Origin of the sequence: Pseudomonas sp. Marseille-Q5115, from assembly GCF_916618905.1 — a bacterium.
GTDB classification, from domain to species: Bacteria; Pseudomonadota; Gammaproteobacteria; order Pseudomonadales; family Pseudomonadaceae; genus Aquipseudomonas; species Aquipseudomonas japonica_A.
The window spans coordinates 3,089,400-3,105,097 of sequence record NZ_CAKAKI010000001.1 but is presented as its reverse complement, the minus strand read 5'-3'; the positions used below and the strand labels follow the sequence as shown (position 1 = coordinate 3,105,097).

Sequence of the window (15,698 nt, the reverse complement as noted above, 5' to 3'; positions counted from 1 at the left end):
CATGCCCGACCTTGCCACTGTGCTGATCGTGGATGACGAGCCACAGATCCGTAAATTCCTGCGTATTGCGCTGGGCGCCCAAAGTTACAAAGTGCTGGAAGCCGAAACCGGCGCCCAAGGCCTCGAGCAGGCTGCGCTGGGCCGCCCCGACCTGATCGTGCTGGACCTGGGCCTGCCGGACATGGACGGCCAGGCCGTGCTGGCGCAACTGCGCGAATGGACGCAAACCCCCGTGCTGGTACTGTCGGTACGGGCAAGCGAGGCGCAGAAGGTGCAAGCGCTGGACGCGGGCGCCAACGACTATGTGACCAAGCCGTTCGGCATCCAGGAGTTTCTGGCGCGGGTGAGGGCCTTGCTGCGTCAGGCCACGCCCGGGCAAGGCGAGGCGGCGACGGTACGGCTTGGCGAGCTCAATGTGGACCTGGCCGGGCGCCGGGTAACCCTTGCCGGCACGTCGCTGAGCCTCACGCGAAAAGAGTACGCAGTGCTGGCACAGCTGGCTCGGCACCCGGGGCGGGTCATCACCCAACGGCAGCTGCTGATCGACATCTGGGGGCCGTCACATGCCGAGGACACCCATTACCTGAGAATCGTGATCGGCCATTTGCGCCACAAACTCGGCGACGACCCGGCCAGGCCGCGCTACATCCAGACCGAGCCCGGGGTGGGCTATCGGCTGCTGGAGGCCACGGCGGCCGATCAGGCCTTCCCTTCGTAGCGGTCGAAGGCGTCCTTGGCCATACGCCTGCCCAGGGCGATCAATTCGGGCGCCTTGTAGAACTCGAAGAAGCGGCACACACGCTTGGGCACCTCGATCAGTACATCGGGTGGGTAGCCGGCGATCTTGTACTGTGACAGTGAGGTTTGCATCACCTCGAAACTCTGGTTGATCAGGTCCAGCAAGGACGCAGGGCTCACGGTGTCGACCACCACAGCGCCGGTGGCCGAGGAGGGGACGGTTTCGTCCGCGCCGGCCCGATTACGGCGACGCTTGGGGCGGGCTTCCATTACCGGGTCCCCCATGCTGTCGGCAAGGCTGGCGGCCAGGTCGTCCGCCAGGCCTGCGGTGAACCACGGCTCGGGCGAGGCGCTCACCGGAGCCAGTACGTTGCGCTCCATCTGCAGCACCGCTTCAGCCTGTCGACGGCGCAGGGGCATGCGCGATCCCAGGGAATCGAGCAGGCGATCGAAACGGTTGCGGAACGCCGGGGGACGTTCGATCACTGGCATCTCGAACGGCAAGGTTCCCGCGCCGTTGAGGTTTACCGCCACCACCAGGTCGCAATGGCTGGCGACCACGGGGACGATCGGCAGCGGGTTGAGCAGCCCGCCGTCCACCAGCATGCGGTTGCCCATCATTACCGGCGTGAACAGGCTAGGGATGGCCGCCGACGCGCGCATGGCCTGGTGCAGGCAGCCCTCCTGGAACCAGATTTCCTTCTGGTGGGTGAGGTCGGTCGCTACGGCGGTATAGGGAATGCGCAGGTCTTCGATGTTCAGCTCGCCCACGATGCGGCGGATCTGCCCGAATACCTTGTCGCCGCGGATCGCCCCCATCCTGAAGCTCACGTCCACCAGCCGCAGCACGTCGAGGTAGTCCAGGCGCTCGATCCAGTGGCGGTACTCCTCCAGCTTGCCCGCCGCATAGATACCGCCCACCACCGCACCCATGGAGCACCCGGCGATGCAGCTGATGTCGTAGCCGCGGCGTTCGATTTCCTCGATGGCGCCGATGTGCGCATAGCCCCGCGCGCCGCCCGAACCCAGTACCAATGCCACGGATTGTTTCATCAAGCCCCCTTTGGATAGGTTTCCCGCGGACGATGTGCTAACAATGCACCGTTCGTCGGCCAGGAACAATCCGCCGGCCCCGCGTGCGGCAGGCACTTTTCAACCGCCGCACCGTCTTATCTGCACGTTGCATGAATTCTGGAGTGTTCGAATCGATGAAAGCCTGGGTCTGTCTGCCTTTGCTCGCTGTACTGTTGACCGGCTGCGCCGCCAAGACCGCCTACCGCGAAAGTTGCGCCACCCAGCTCGACGCCGCCTGGCACGAACTGGACCTGGCCAAGGCCGAAGGGTTTGCCGGGACCGTGAGCTACTCCAAGGCACTGTCGCTGTTGACCGGCGCCAAGACCCAGCAGCAGTTCGAAGCGTTCGAAGGCTGTAGCACCAAGGCCGAGAAAGCGCGGTTCTATATTCGTGAATCGAGGGCGGGCCGCTAAGCACCAATGCGGGCTGATCCCTCCTTGCCTGGCTGACGTACGCGTTCGGGCCGCCATACCGCCAACGCGAGAGGGGTGACCATGGCTGATCCACTGGAGGCCTGCCTGGGGGCCGTCAACGAAGTACTGTTGGGCAAGCACACTCAGGTCCGGCTCGCGCTGACCTGCCTGATCGCCGATGGTCACCTGTTGATCGAAGACCTGCCCGGCATGGGCAAAACCACACTCAGCCACACCCTGGCCAAGGTGCTGGGGCTGAGTTTTCAGCGCATTCAGTTCACCTCTGACCTGCTGCCAGGTGACATTCTCGGCACCTCGGTGTTCGACAAGGACAGCGGCCGGTTCGCCTTCCATCCCGGGCCTATCTTTGCCGAGCTGGTGTTGGCCGACGAAATCAACCGTGCCACGCCCAAAAGCCAGAGTGCGCTGCTGGAGGCGATGGAAGAAGGCCAGGTCACCATCGAAGGCGCCACGCGCCCCTTGCCGCAGCCTTTTTTCGTGATTGCCACGCAAAACCCCAGCAGCCAAGGCGGGACCTTCCCGCTGCCCGAGTCCCAGCTGGACCGCTTTCTGATGCGCCTGTCGCTGGGCTACCCGGCCCATGCCGCGGAGCGGGCGTTGTTGCTGGGCGAAGCACGCCGGGACATGCTGCCGCGGCTGGCGCCGGTGCTGGACCACGGGCAATTGGCCCAGGCGCAGGCCCGGGCCAAGGCGATCAAGGTCAGTGAGGCGCTGGTGGACTATGTGCTGCGCCTCGTCGAGGCTACGCGCACCCAGCCGCGCTTCGCCGTGGGGCTATCACCTCGGGGCAGCCTGGCGTTGCTGTCTGCGGCCCGCGCCTGGGCCCTGCTCGATCGTCGTGATTTTGTGATGCCGGAAGACATTCAGGCGGTATTGCCTGCCGTGGCCGGCCATCGTTTGCGGGAGCGCGCCGACCCAGGCGGGCAGAGTGGCGGGGCGCTGGTGCAATGGTTGCTCAGCGAGGTGCCGGCGCTGTGATCGAGCGCTGGCGAGGGCGCCTGGCGCAATGGCAGGCGCGCAGGTCGCCTGCGGCGCCTCGTGTCACACTCGACCACCGGCGTATCTACATCCTTCCCAGCTCGGCGGGGTACGGCTACCTGCTCACCGTCGGGCTGGTGCTGCTGGCCGCCATCAATTACCAGAACAGCATGGCCTACGCCCTGGCCTTCACCTTGGGCGGGTTATTCGTGGTCGCCATCCTTCATACCTACCGCAACCTGGGTGGGCTGGAGCTGTCCGGTGAGCCGCCTGCCTCGGTATTCGCCGGGGAGCCTGCGCATTTCGGGCTGGCCTTGCAAAGCCACGGGCGCGAGCACCTGGGTATTCAGGTGGGCTGGGCGGCCACGCGCCTGCAGCGGTGCGATATCCCCGCAGGGCAAGGCCAGCGGCTGACCTTGTCGCTGCCTACAGAGCGCCGTGGCTGGTTATCCGCGCCACGCATCCGTCTGGAAACCCGCTTTCCCCTGGGGTTGATACGGGCATGGAGCTGGGTCGACCTCGGCCAGCGCACGTTGGTATATCCCGCGCCTTTGCCGGGGCCCCTGCCGCCACGCAGCGGGCCGGCAAGCGATGCCGAAGACCACGGCTGGCATGTGCTGGATACCGGCGTGGATGATTTTCAGGGCTTGCAAGAGTACCGCCCCGGGGACTCCTGGCGTCGGCTGCACTGGAAGGCCTATTCAAAGAACCAGGCCCTGCTGATCAAGGCCTTCGCCGAGGTGCGCGGCCGCGATCCCGCGCTGGACCTCGACGCCCTCGACGGGCCCCTCGAAGAGCGCTTGTCTGTGTTGTGCCATTGGGTGCTGGAGCTGGCGCGCGAAGGTCGGGCATTTTCGTTACGCCTGCCCGGCACCGCCCTGGCCACCGCCGCCGATGAACCACATCGTGAAGCCAGCCTGCGGGCATTGGCACTTTATGGGGCCGCACCATGAAACACAGCCTGCCCGTGAAGGCGCCGGTGCTGTCCTGGCCCGGCTTGCTCTGGTTGCTGGGGGCCGAAGCGCTGGTGATGGTCCCGCTATGGTTGAACGTCCCGCTCTGGCTGCTGGGGCTGTGGCTGGGGTGCAGCCTCTGGCGGGCATGGCTGAGCCGCCGGCGCAAGGCAAGCCCCGGGTGGCTGGTAAAGGGCGCGCTGCTGAGCGCAACCGTTGCTGGGCTATATGTATCGGTGGGCACGGTCATCGGGCTGGAGTTCGCCGCGGCCCTGCTGGTAGCCGCTTCGGTGCTTAAGCTGCTGGAGGTCAACACCACGCGGGATGCACGGGTGGTGGTGATGCTGGGCTTCTTTTGCCTGTGCGTGGGGTACCTGTTCGACGCCAGCCTGGCCTGGGCCTTGTACAGCCTGCTGCCGCTGAGCGCGTTACTGGCCACCCTTGTTGTGCTTGAAAGCCCCCCGGGGCCGGTACTGATGCCACTGCGCCGGGCTGGCGGCATGTTGGCCCAGGCGTTGCCATTGTTGGTAGTGCTGTTCGTGCTCTTCCCTCGCATGGGGCCGCTGTGGTCGCTGCCCATGCCGGGTGACCGCGCCCGCACGGGGCTCAGCGACACGGTTGCGCCCGGCGACATCGCAGAGCTCGCCCAGTCGGCGGAACTGGCGTTTCGCGCCGCATTCGACGGCCCGCTACCGCCGCGCCAGGCGCTGTACTGGCGTGCGCTGACCCTTGACCGCTTCGATGGCACCCGCTGGGCCCAAAGTGACCCCGGCGCGGTGCGCCAGCCGGCTGCCTGGCAACCCCAGGGGACGGCGTACCGTTATCGAGTGATCGAAGAAGCCAGCGGCCAGCCTTGGCTATTCATGCTGGACACCGGCCGCCTGGAGGGGACAGGCGCGCGCCAGGGGTATGACTTCCGCTGGCAACGGCCGAGAGTGATCGACCAAACCTACAGCTATGAAGCCAGTGGCTGGCCACAAGCTGTGCGCGAGCCCGGCCTCAGCGAGGCGGCCCGTCGCCAGGCCCTCGCGCTGCCGGCAGGTGGCAACCCTCGCAGCCGTGAGCTGGCCGCCAGCCTCGCCGCCAGCACCGCGGACCGCGCGGCGGGTGCGGGCCGTGTTGCGGTTATTCAATCAGCAGGACTACCACTACACCCTGCGCCCGTCCCCGCTGGGCAGCGACAGCATCGACGGCTTTATTTTTGACACGCGCCGGGGCTTTTGCCTGCACTATGCCGGCGCGCTGACCTTCCTTCTGCGAAGCATGGGTGTGCCAGCCCGCATCGTGATTGGCTACCAGGGCGGGGAATTCAACCCGCGCGGCAACTACCTCAGCGTGCGCCAATACGACGCTCATGCCTGGGTGGAGTATTGGGCGCCGGGCACCGGTTGGGCGAGCGCCGACCCCACCGCTGCCGTGGCACCGCAGCGGGTGGAAGCCGGGCTGGCCGAGGCCCTGGCCGCCGATGAACCGTTCCTGGCGGCGTCACCCTTTTCAGCCCTGCGGTACCGCAACTTCGCCTGGCTGAACGACCTGCGCCTTGGCTGGGAGAACCTTAACTACGGCTGGGAGCGCTGGGTGCTGGGTTATCAGGAGAACCAGCAGCGGCAGTGGCTCAGCCAATGGTTCGCCGGTGCGGTGGATTGGCTGTTGCCGGTCGGCGGGGGCGCTACGCTATTGATCATGGCTCTGGCCATATTGCGGCCCTGGCAGCAACGCCTCGATCCGCAGTTACGTCAGTACCGGGCCTTCGAGAAAGCGCTGCGGCGTCATGGCCTTGTTCGCGCCCCAGCAGAGGGCCCTCAAGTGTTCGCCACGCGCGCGAGCCAGGTACTACCGGAACAGGCGCCGTACATTCAAGCCTTTACTCAAGCCTTCAGCCGACAGCGCTATGGCGCCGAGCCGCTGGCCGAGCAAGAGGCCCTGGCCGCGCTGCGCGCACTCAAGCGCCAACTGCCGCGCCCGCGACACTCACAACATGATCGGAGTTGATATGTCTTCTACCCTGGACCGGGTGATTGCCCGGTTGATTGCCACTCAGGTGCGCCTGTTGGCGTGCCAGGCACGGCTGTCAGTGGCCACTGACAGCGAAGCGCTGCACGACCTTCGCACCGCTACCCGCCGCCTGCGCAGCCTGCTGCGGCCATTGCGCGGGTTGCCTGGGATCGACCGCCTCGAAGAGGCTGCACGAGCCTTGGGCAGCCTCACCACGCCGCTGCGTGATCAGGAGGTGCTGGCCAGTCACCTTCCGCACGCGCCGCAACCGTCCGAATCGGTGTACCCCGGTGTGGCACAGAGTACCGAACTTAGCCAGTTGCTCAGGCTGCTCGACGCCATCGTTCCGTTGCTGCGCACGTCGGCCAGCTATGGGGTGGGCGACAAGCTCGACCGCACGCTGAAGAAGTCTCTAGGCAAACAGTGGCGCAAACTGGCCAAGGCCATGAAAGATCCGGGCCACGACCGCCATCGCCTGCGCTTGCTGATCAAGCGGGTTCGTTACGGCGGTGAGGCCTATCCCGAACATGATCCGGTTGCCAAGGGTTTGGCCAAGGCGCTGAAAACCGCGCAGGGCGCCTTGGGGGACTGGCATGACCGTGTTCAGTGGCTGCATCAGGCCGATGCACAGCCGGCGCTGGCCAGCTATCGGCCCCAATGGCAAACAGAGCTGCACAAAGCCGAAGGTTTGGCGGATAAGGCCCTTGCGCGCCTCGAGCGGGCCATGGCAAAACGCTGACTTGCGTGAGCGGCCGAGGGGCGCCAGATGGAATTTCGTGAACTGTTGCATGCCGTACGGGATAACGCCGGGTCGGTGTGCATCCCGCAGGATTGGTCGCAGGGCCGGGCCGGTTTCGGCGGCCTGATGGCGGCCTTGCTGTATGAAGCCATACGGCTGCGGCTGGCAGAGCAGGGGCTGGGCGACCGTCCGGTGCGCTCGCTGGCGATCAGCTTCGTGGCGCCGGCGGCTCTGGATATGCCCACCTCATTCGAGGTGGAGGTACTGCGCTCAGGTAAGTCCGTAGTCTCGGCACTGGGCAGGGCCGTACAGGCAGGAGGCGTGGTCACGCTGATTCAGGGCAGCTTCGGCGCGCCCCGGGCCTCGCGGATTGCCACAAGCGCCATGCCCGCGCCAGAGCTCAAACCGCTGGAGCAGTGCGTTTCGCTGGAGTACATCGAAGGGCTCACACCCCAATACCTCAAGCACCTGCATATGCGCTGGGGGATAGGTGGCTTGCCCTTCAGCAATACGCCCTCGCCGGCAATTGGAGGGTGGGTTCGGTTGAGGGGAGAAAGCGAGCCTTCGACGCTGAACGAGGCTCATCTGCTGGCGCTGGTAGATGCCTGGCCACCGGCTGTCTTGCCGCACCTCGCGGCACCGGCGGCTGGCAGCACACTCACCTGGACGATCGAATTCATGCAGCCCGTGCGTAACCTGGACGGGCAGGGCTGGTATCGATATCGGGCGTTGATCGAACATGCGGCCGATGGCTATGGCCATACCTCAGCCGCGTTGTGGAGCGCCGAGGGCGAACTGCTCGCCCTCAGCCGGCAGACCGTAACGGTATTCGGCTAGCGTCAGTGCGCTTGCTGATGCGGTTTGCTCAGGGCAGCGACCAGGCAGATCGCGCCGATCACCACTTCCAGCGCATTGGCGGTGGCGAACCCAAGGCCCACCAGGGCCAGGGCGATAACCAGTAATGGCAAGGTGAACATCGAGGCCGAAGTACCGCCGGTGTCCAGGGTACAGTTCCCGGGCATACGGCCCGCGGTACGGCAAGCGAGGCGTCTAAACATGGCGTGAACTCCAAATGGATGCGAATGATTCTGGATACAAGATTAGTCCAGCGCTCAGGTTCGAGCGAATCGTCCTTTCCTATTGGCCTTATAGCTGCTGCTTAAGTTTCAACCATTCGCCAAGTGGCATGCCATGTGGCCGTTTTTATCCCAGCGATGCCGGCGCCTCGGGAAGCGTGAAGAAGGCTTTGGCGCAGGCGCTGGTGTGCGCGGCCAGCTCGGCTTCACTTTCGCCGCGATGGCGCGCCACTTCCCGTAGCACCTCGGTAAGGAACGCCGGTTCGTTGCGACCATTCTTGGGCTTTGGGCGCAGGGTGCGTGGCAACAGCCAGGGCGCATCGCTTTCAAGCATCAGCCTGCCGCGCGGGATGCTGCCTACCAGCGGGTGCAAATGGCTGCCGCGGCGTTCATCGCAGATCCATCCCGTGATGCCGATATGAAGGTCCAGGTCAAGGTAGCCGAACAGTTCGTCCCGGCCCGCAGTGAAACAGTGCACGACCGCCGCCGGGAGGCGATCTCGCCATTCCCGCAGGATCGGCAGCAACCGCGCGGCGGCATCGCGCTCATGAAGGAATACTGGCAGGCGGTGTTCAGCCGCCAGGGCGAGCTGCTCTTCAAGTGCGCGTTCCTGCTGCGGGCGAGGGGAGAAGTCGCGGTTGAAATCCAGCCCGCATTCGCCTACCGCACGCACCCGTTCGTGGCGCAATAACGCTTCTATACGGCGACGGATATCGGCGTCCCAGGCTTTGGCATCGTGTGGGTGCACCCCGGCAGTGCTGAACAGAACCTGGCCGGCCGGGTCCAGCCGTTCGGCCAGTTCGATGGCCTGCTCGCTCACGTCGGCGCTGGTGCCGGTGATGATCATTTGCGCCACGCCCGCTTCGGTGGCCCTGCGTAAAAGTTCTGCATGCTGCTCGTCGAATGCCGGGTTGGTCAGGTTGACGCCGATGTCGATGAGTTGCATGGTGGCTCCTTTCAGGCTGAGGCCGGAAAGCATACCAAAGCTACACCCTTATAAATAAAACCCGACGCTGGCAAGCCAGCGCGGTTTTGGTAGCCCCCAGCGGTACGGAGGGGGCGGGCTTTTTACCTCGGAGCACCTATGAAAGGTCCCGCTGTTGGCCGGGCGTTGCGCCTGGCCACACTCGCGCTTTTCGTTTTCGCCAGCACCGCTGCGCTGGCAGAGCCCCGCCGCGTCACGCCCCCGGCACGCGATCTGAATCAGATCCGCCAGGCTAAGGTGTTGCGGGTGGTCGTCAACCAAAGCCGTAACAGTTCCACCACCGTTGCAGGTGCAGCCCTCGGTGTGGAAGATCAGCGCCTCAAAGCCTTCGAGGATTACCTCAACGGCCAGCCCGGGCGCCATCCTCAGGTGCGCCTCGAGGCCGTGCCTCGCCCCAAGGGGCAGCTGCTGGCGGCACTGCAGCGGGGCGAGGCCGACCTTGCCGCCCCGGGAGAGGCCCTTCCGGTGGCAGCCAGTGCGCACACCGTCACCGCCGCCACTACTGTTGCCGACACGGCGCTGGTCCTGGTGCAGCCTCGCAGGCATCGCGCAATCACCACGCTCGACCAACTGGCGGGCAAACGGCTGGTGCTGGTTGCCGGAAGCGCGGCAGAAGAAGCGGTCAATCGGGCCAATGCTCAGTTGGCGGCGCGGCACCGCCCGCCGATCACCGTGGAGTGGGCTGATGCAAGCCTGGGTGTGGAAGACGTTCTGGACATGGTCAGCGCCGGTGTGTACGCCGTCACGTTGGTGGAACAGCCGATCGCCGAGCGTTGGGTGAAGCTGATGCCAGACCTGCGCATTGACCGCCGTGTGCCGTTCCATGCACCTGCGCCCATGAGTTGGTATGTACGCGAAGACGCGCCGCAGCTTAGCGACAGCGTACGTGAGTTTCTGGGGCAATACCGCGCGCCGGCGAACCAGGACAAGGCGCTGCTCGATGCCTGCCGTGCGCTTTATCAGACCCAGAACCCGTTGCAACACGACGATCGCGCGCGGCTCGAAGCACTGCGGCCGGTATTGCAACGCAATGCCCGGCAGCAAGGCCTGGACTGGCTGGACCTGGCGGCGCTGGCGTACAAGGAATCGGACCTGGAGCCCGATGCCAAGGGCGGCAGCGGCGCCAGCGGGCCGTTACAGATCACCCCGGCAGCGGCACGCCGCGTGGGGGTGAAAAGCGTGAGCGAGCTGGACGATAACGTAAAGGCCGCCGCTCGTTACCTGGCGTTGATCCGCCGTAATTTCTTTAACGAGAAGGGTATGGAAGAGCGTGAGCGCATGGCGTTCGTGCTGGCGGCCTACAACATGGGCCCGGAGCGGGTGCAGCGGTTCAGGGCCCAGGCAAAGCAGCGCGGGCTGGACCCCAACCGCTGGTTTTTCCAGGTAGAGCGCGTGGCCACGGAAAACGTAGGCCTGGCGCCGGTGCGTTACGTGAACAACGTAAACAAGTATTACCTGGCGTTCGACCGCGCACGCGAGTCGCTCGAGCCGAGATAGCTTGTTCGCCCGCTAGCGAATGGAACCACCGTTGACACCCGCCACCACGGCTACTAGGATCCCTCCATGCGCCGATTTAGACAGCTACTTGCGGGGCGCCTGGGCTTTCACAAAAGCCTGAAATACCGCTAAAACGCTGGCTCGGTGTCGCCTCGCACCTGCCCGCGAAACCCGTGAGGCGGAGTCCGTATCCATGAGTTGTCCGCGCCCTATCGTTTGCCTTGCCCCCCTGCCTGGTTCTTCACTGGCTTCACATATCCCAAGCATTCTGCTGGTAGGTCGCCATCAGCCTACGCTGCTGCGTTGCCTCGATGGCTGGCCTCGCCGCAACGGTAAATCGGCACCGTTTTCTGTCCGCTTTCTGGAGCCGGGCCAACCGCTGGAACAGTTCGCCGATAACCGTTTCGATCTTGCCGTGGTGCAGTCGCCGCCTGCGGAGCAGGCGCGTGCCGTGATCGCCGCGCTCACTCGGGTGGCAAGGCAAGGGCTGCTGACGTTCGGGTGAACGGCCCTCAGGGTGTGTATTCGATCCGGTTGATGATCCAGCACACTTCCCCGGTGGGCGTGGGTACCATCACCTCGTCGCCTTCCTCTTTCTTCAACAGGGCCCGGGCCATGGGCGCATCGATGGAAATGTAATCGTTGCGCCCGTAGATTTCGTCGTAGCCCACGATGCGGAAGCGGCGCAACTCACCTTCCAGGTTTTCAACCTCCACCCAGGCGCCGAAGAACACCCGGCCTTCTTGCTCGGCGGCGTAGTCCACTACCCGGATGTCTTCCAGCCGCTTGCGCAGGTAGCGTATGCGGCGGTCGATCTCGCGCAGCAGCTTTTTGTTGTACTGGTAATCGGCGTTTTCGCTGCGGTCGCCGAGCGAGGCAGCCCACTGCACCTTCTGGGTGATCTCAGGGCGGGTGACGCGCCACAGCTGGTCCAGCTCGGCTTTGAGCGTGTCGAACCCGGCGCGGGTAATGATGTTGGTACTCAAGCAACCTCCTGGCATGCGCTGATGCGCGCCACCCTACCACAGGGCTTCAGGTGGCGGCACCCGAAGCCCTGCGGCGGTTGGTCAGCCCTCGCGCAGCACCTGCAGCGGGCTGGCATTGAGCGCCCGACGCGTACCGAATACCCCTGCGATACCAATGACCAGCGCGCCGGCGAGCGGCAGCAACAGCAGCCAGGCATGGGGGTGCCAAGTGAGGTTCAGGGCGAAGCGGTAGAGCGCCCAGCTGGCGGCTTCGGCGGCCACCGCGGCCAGTACGCCGCTGGCCAGCCCCAGCACCGTGAACTCGATACGCCGTGCCCGGATAAGCAACGCCCGGCTGGCCCCAAGCGCTCGGAGGAGGGCGCCTTGGTGAATCCGCTCATCCAGTGTGGCTTGCAGGCCGGAGAACAACACGGCCAGCCCCGCCGCCAGCACGAACACCAGCACGTACTCGACAGCCAGGGTGACCTGCGCCAGTATGCTGCGCAGTTGTTCGAGAAGCGCCTGCACCTGCAACAGCGTCATCGCCGGGAAGGCGCGGGCGAGGGCGACGACCTGGGCATCCTGGCCTGGCGCCAGATAGAAACTGGTGAGGTAGGTGACCGGGAAGTCCTGCAGGGTACCCGGCTCGAAGATCATGAAGAAGTTGGGCTGGAAGTTGTCCCAACTCACCGTTCTCACGCTGGCCACGCGGGTATCCCGAACGGCGCCGCCAACGTTGAAGGTCAAGGTATCGCCCACGCTCACGCCCAGGCTCTCGGCCAACTTCTGCTCCACGGACACGCCCGGCAACGCACCTGGCGCAGGCGCCCACCATTGGCCCGCCAGCAGCCGGTTGCCCTCAGGCAGTTCGGCGGCCCAGGTGAGGTTGAGGTCACGCTGCACCGCGCGCTGGCCCTGGCTGTCTTCCGTTACCACGTCGGCCACGGGCTGGCCATTGATCGCGGTCAGCCGCCCCGGAACGATGGGGTAGAGCGGGGCGGCCACCGCGCCATATTCCCGCAGGCGCGCCGCGAACGCATCGCGCTCGTCGGGCAGTATGTTCAGCGCAAAGTAGTTAGGCGCGTCGGCCGGAAGCTGTCGCTGCCAGGAGTCCAGCAGTTCACCGCGCAGCAACCCCACCAGCGCCATGGCAAAAAGGATGAGGCCGAAGGCAAGCGCCTGCCCTGCCGCAGCGAATGGGTGACGCAACAACTGCCCGACGCCCAGGCGCCAAGGCAGCGAAGCGCCCGCCAGGGCGGTGCGCAAGCGGCGCAGGCCCAGCACCAGCAGCCCCCCCAATAGCAGGGCTGCCAAGGCCCCGGCGCCTCCGAGGGCAACGGTGAGAAGTGGGTCCAGGCTGAGCCGCCACATGATCAGCCCCAGCGCCAGCAATGCGCTGCCGTAAACGGCCCAGGTGCTGGCCGGGAGCGGCAACAGGTCGCCCCGTAATACCCGCAGTGGCGGCACGCGGCCAAGGGCAGCCAGCGGCGGCAAGGCAAAGCCAGCCAGCGCAACCATGCCGGTCGCCATGCCCGCCAGCGCCGGCCAGGGGCCGCCGCCGGGGATCACGCTCGGCAGCAGGCCCTGCAGCAGTGCGAAGATGCCGAACTGCGCCAGCCAACCCACCGCCGCCCCCGCGACCGCAGCGGCAAGGCCCAACATCGCCAACTGCAGCGAGAACACCCACAACACATCACGCCGTGACAACCCCAGGCAGCGCAGCAGCGCGCTGGCATCGTAACGGCGAGCGGCGAATCGGGCTGCCGACAATGCCACGGCAACTCCGGCAAGCAGTATCGCCACCAGGCTGGCCATGTTCAGGTAGCGCTCGGCCTTGCTAAGTGCGCCGCCGACCTGGCGGTTGCTGTCGCGCGCATCGCGCAAGGCCTGGTTCGGGTTCAGCCCTACCTTGACCAGTTCCCGGTACTGCTCCAGGTTCACGGCATCCCCGCGCCACAGGTCGCGGAAGGTCACCCGGCTGCCGGGCTGCACAACCCCCGTGGCGGCCAGGTCGTCCAGGTTGATCATCACGCGCGGGGTAAGGCTGTAGAAATTACCGGCGCGGTCCGGTTCGTAGGTGAGCACCCGGGCCAGGGTCAGCCGCTTCGAACCGATGTCCACGCTGTCGCCGATCTTCAGCCCGAGCGCACTGAGCAAGCGCGGCTCTACCCACGCCTCGCCCGGGGCCGGCGCGCCGCCTTCGACCTCCTCGCCGTAAGGCTGGGCGGCGCTGCGCAACTTGCCGCGCAACGGGTAATCACTGTCCACAGCCTTCACGCTGGACAGCTCGATGGCCTGGTCGGTCGCAACCACGCTGCTGAATTCCACCACCTGCGCGTGATCCAGCCCCAGCTCTCGCCCGGTACGCAGTTGTTCCGGCCGTGCCGGTGTGCTGCCTTGCAACACCAGGTCGGCGCCCAGAAATTCGGTCGCGCGCAACTGCATGGCGGCATTCAGGCGAGCACCGAAATAGCCTATGGCTGTACTCGCTACCACCGCCACCAGCAAGGAAAAGAACAGCACCCGTAGCTCACCGGCGCGTGCATCGCGCCGCAGTTGCCGCGCGGCAAGGCGCCAGAGGTGGCCCAGCCCCAGCCTGCCGGGCGCCATCAGTTGGCCCCCGAAGCAACCAGTTGCCCCGCCTCCAGGCGTATCCAGCGCCGGCAGCGGTGGGCCAGGCGCTCGTCATGGGTTACCAGTACCAGGGTGGTCCCGCGTTCACGGTTGAGCGTGAACAACAGTTCGGTGATTTTCTCGCCAGTGTGGGTGTCCAGGTTACCCGTGGGCTCATCGGCGAACAGCACCGCGGGTTCGGCAGCGAACGCTCGCGCAATAGCCACCCGCTGTTGCTCGCCACCGGACAACTGCCGCGGCCAATGCCCCAGGCGCTCCCCCAACCCCACCCGGCTCAACAGGGCGGTGGCCTGGGCACGCGCGTCGGTACGGCCGTGCAACTCCAGTGGCAACATCACGTTTTCCAGTGCCGTGAGGGTTTCCAGCAGTTGGAACGACTGGAACACGAAGCCCACGTGCTCGGCCCTTACCTGGGCGCGTTGGTCCTCGCTGAGCCCATTGAGGGCGCGGCCCGCCAGTGTTACTTCGCCGTCGCTGGGCTGATCCAGGCCGGCCAGAAGCCCCAGCAGAGTGGATTTGCCCGAGCCAGACGCGCCCACGATGGCCAGGCTGTCGCCCGCGGCCAGTTCGAGTGAGAGCGCGTGAAGAATGTGCAAATCGCCTTCCGTGCCGGAAACCACTTTGCTAAGGTTCCGCGCTGTGAGAATGCTTGCGCCCATGGAGATTCCGATGCGTATGTGGAAAGTGGCCGCCGCGCTGTGGGCGGTCTGCATGGCTGAGACCGCTGGCGCAGGGACCTTGCTGGTGCTGGGCGATAGTATCAGCGCCGGTTTCGGCCTGGATACCTCCAAAGGGTGGGTTGCCCTGCTGCAGCAGCGGCTGAAAGAAGAGGGTTATGCCGACCAGGTGGTCAACGCTTCGATCACCGGCGACACCAGTGCCAACGGGCGCGCGCGGCTGGAACCGCTGCTTGCGGCGAACAAGCCGGACCTGCTGATCGTGGAGCTTGGCGGCAACGATGGGTTGCGCGGGCAGCCGCCAGCGCAATTGCAACAAAACCTTACGTGGATTGTTGATCGTGCCCAGCAGAGCGGTGCTCGCGTGTTGTTGCTGGGTGTTCCACTTCCGCCCAACTACGGGGCGGCTTACATCAATGCGTTCAGCCGGGTGTATCAGCAGGTCGCCAGCGAGAAGCAGGTTCCCCTGGTGCCCTCTTTATTGGACGGCGTAGGTGGTGTCGCGCCCCTGATGCAGGAGGATGGCATCCATCCCCGCGCCGAGGCACAGCCGCGCTTGCTGGAAAATGTATGGCCAAGCCTCAAACCCCTGTTGTGAGACTTTTCTCCGGGCAGGCTTTGAGCTAAGGTTGCGCCCCCTTCCGGAGCCCCTATGCCACGTCCTGCCTGGTCCCTGCACGCCTACCAATTGATCGAACCTGACGAACAGCTCGACCTGTTCGCCTGCCAGGAAGTGCGGGTGCACGTGGCCGCCCGGCAACTGGAACTGGGCGGCTCCATCGACCGTACCTTGTGTGGTGGCCTGCTGCCGGCCCAGCCGCGCTGGCAGAACGTGGCTCGGGGCATCTTCCGTGATACCCGGCTGTGCCCGTTGTGCCGCGCCATTCTTTTTGCCCAGCGCAAGGGAACCCGGCCCGTATGGCCGGGCCTACAGAACGACTACGATTAAGTCT

16 protein-coding genes and 1 pseudogene are annotated in these 15,698 nt (G+C 65.6%); 11 read left to right on the top strand and 6 right to left on the bottom strand.

Translation table 11 applies throughout. From position 1 onward, the window contains the following. Position 1: 1 nt before the first annotated feature. On the top strand, positions 2-718 hold the full coding sequence (locus LG385_RS14265; RefSeq protein ID WP_225774841.1) for a response regulator: 717 nt from the start codon (positions 2-4) through the stop codon (positions 716-718). On the opposite strand, the gene LG385_RS14260 is transcribed toward LG385_RS14265, so the two are convergent. After that, entirely contained in the window at positions 700-1,791 is a 1,092-nt protein-coding gene (locus LG385_RS14260) for a patatin-like phospholipase family protein (RefSeq protein ID WP_225774840.1), read from the bottom strand. The two genes, LG385_RS14265 and LG385_RS14260, sit on opposite strands and share 19 nt — an antisense overlap. A 155-nt stretch (positions 1,792-1,946) precedes the next feature. Between LG385_RS14260 and LG385_RS14255 the strand changes: the two genes are divergently transcribed. From LG385_RS14255 to LG385_RS14230, 6 genes and pseudogenes are all read left to right on the top strand, one after another. Then, positions 1,947-2,225, top strand: a complete 279-nt coding sequence (locus tag LG385_RS14255; RefSeq protein ID WP_181118935.1) for a hypothetical protein — start codon at positions 1,947-1,949, stop codon at positions 2,223-2,225. An 81-nt stretch (positions 2,226-2,306) separates the two neighbouring features. Continuing rightward, positions 2,307-3,224, top strand: a complete 918-nt coding sequence (locus LG385_RS14250) for an AAA family ATPase (RefSeq protein WP_225774839.1) — start codon at positions 2,307-2,309, stop codon at positions 3,222-3,224. Further along, positions 3,194-4,177: a DUF58 domain-containing protein gene (locus tag LG385_RS14245; RefSeq protein ID WP_225774838.1), complete on the top strand. Its 984-nt coding sequence runs from the start codon at positions 3,194-3,196 to the stop codon at positions 4,175-4,177. Before LG385_RS14250 ends, LG385_RS14245 begins: the two co-directional genes overlap by 31 nt. Continuing rightward, positions 4,174-6,169: pseudogene (locus LG385_RS25775) on the top strand (DUF3488 and DUF4129 domain-containing transglutaminase family protein). The gene LG385_RS14245 and the pseudogene LG385_RS25775 overlap by 4 nt, the downstream one beginning before the upstream one ends. A 1-nt stretch (position 6,170) precedes the next feature. Continuing rightward, positions 6,171-6,911 carry a CHAD domain-containing protein gene (locus LG385_RS14235; RefSeq protein WP_225774837.1) on the top strand — a complete coding sequence of 247 codons (741 nt, stop codon included), beginning with the start codon at positions 6,171-6,173 and terminating at the stop codon, positions 6,909-6,911. A gap of 27 nt (positions 6,912-6,938) precedes the next feature. Continuing rightward, the gene (locus LG385_RS14230) at positions 6,939-7,748 is read left to right on the top strand and encodes an acyl-CoA thioesterase (protein WP_225774836.1); all 810 of its coding nucleotides are present in this window, start codon (positions 6,939-6,941) and stop codon (positions 7,746-7,748) included. 2 nt (positions 7,749-7,750) lie between these two features. Here the strand turns inward: LG385_RS14230 and LG385_RS14225 are convergent, their stop codons facing one another. Both LG385_RS14225 and LG385_RS14220 read right to left on the bottom strand, forming a co-directional pair. After that, a complete protein-coding gene (locus LG385_RS14225) occupies positions 7,751-7,969 on the bottom strand; it encodes a hypothetical protein (protein WP_225774835.1) in 219 nt (72 codons plus the stop codon). Between the two features lie 145 nt (positions 7,970-8,114). Next, positions 8,115-8,933: a TatD family hydrolase gene (locus LG385_RS14220; protein ID WP_225774834.1), complete on the bottom strand. Its 819-nt coding sequence runs from the start codon at positions 8,931-8,933 to the stop codon at positions 8,115-8,117. Positions 8,934-9,071: 138 nt separating this feature from the next. Here LG385_RS14220 and LG385_RS14215 point away from each other — a divergent pair, with 138 nt between their 5' ends. After that, positions 9,072-10,469 carry a transglycosylase SLT domain-containing protein gene (locus LG385_RS14215; protein WP_225774833.1) on the top strand — a complete coding sequence of 466 codons (1,398 nt, stop codon included), beginning with the start codon at positions 9,072-9,074 and terminating at the stop codon, positions 10,467-10,469. A 193-nt stretch (positions 10,470-10,662) separates the two neighbouring features. Next, positions 10,663-10,974: a class I SAM-dependent methyltransferase gene (locus tag LG385_RS14210; RefSeq protein WP_225774832.1), complete on the top strand. Its 312-nt coding sequence runs from the start codon at positions 10,663-10,665 to the stop codon at positions 10,972-10,974. 7 nt (positions 10,975-10,981) lie between these two features. Here LG385_RS14210 and greB read toward each other — a convergent pair whose 3' ends face one another. The 3 genes from greB to LG385_RS14195 all read right to left on the bottom strand — a co-directional run bounded on the left by greB (position 10,982) and on the right by LG385_RS14195 (position 14,727). Then, positions 10,982-11,455, bottom strand: coding sequence for a transcription elongation factor GreB (gene greB, locus LG385_RS14205; RefSeq protein ID WP_225774831.1), 474 nt, complete (start codon positions 11,453-11,455; stop codon positions 10,982-10,984). An 81-nt stretch (positions 11,456-11,536) separates the two neighbouring features. Further along, positions 11,537-14,044 carry an ABC transporter permease gene (locus LG385_RS14200; protein ID WP_225774830.1) on the bottom strand — a complete coding sequence of 836 codons (2,508 nt, stop codon included), beginning with the start codon at positions 14,042-14,044 and terminating at the stop codon, positions 11,537-11,539. After that, positions 14,044-14,727: an ABC transporter ATP-binding protein gene (locus LG385_RS14195; protein WP_225774829.1), complete on the bottom strand. Its 684-nt coding sequence runs from the start codon at positions 14,725-14,727 to the stop codon at positions 14,044-14,046. Before LG385_RS14195 ends, LG385_RS14200 begins: the two co-directional genes overlap by 1 nt. 10 nt (positions 14,728-14,737) lie before the next feature. Between LG385_RS14195 and LG385_RS14190 the strand changes: the two genes are divergently transcribed. Both LG385_RS14190 and LG385_RS14185 read left to right on the top strand, forming a co-directional pair. After that, complete coding sequence (locus tag LG385_RS14190) at positions 14,738-15,343, top strand: arylesterase (RefSeq protein WP_181114706.1); 606 nt, start codon at positions 14,738-14,740, stop codon at positions 15,341-15,343. A gap of 54 nt (positions 15,344-15,397) precedes the next feature. Beyond that, positions 15,398-15,694 carry a hypothetical protein gene (locus LG385_RS14185; RefSeq protein WP_181114704.1) on the top strand — a complete coding sequence of 99 codons (297 nt, stop codon included), beginning with the start codon at positions 15,398-15,400 and terminating at the stop codon, positions 15,692-15,694. Positions 15,695-15,698: the final 4 nt, after the last annotated feature.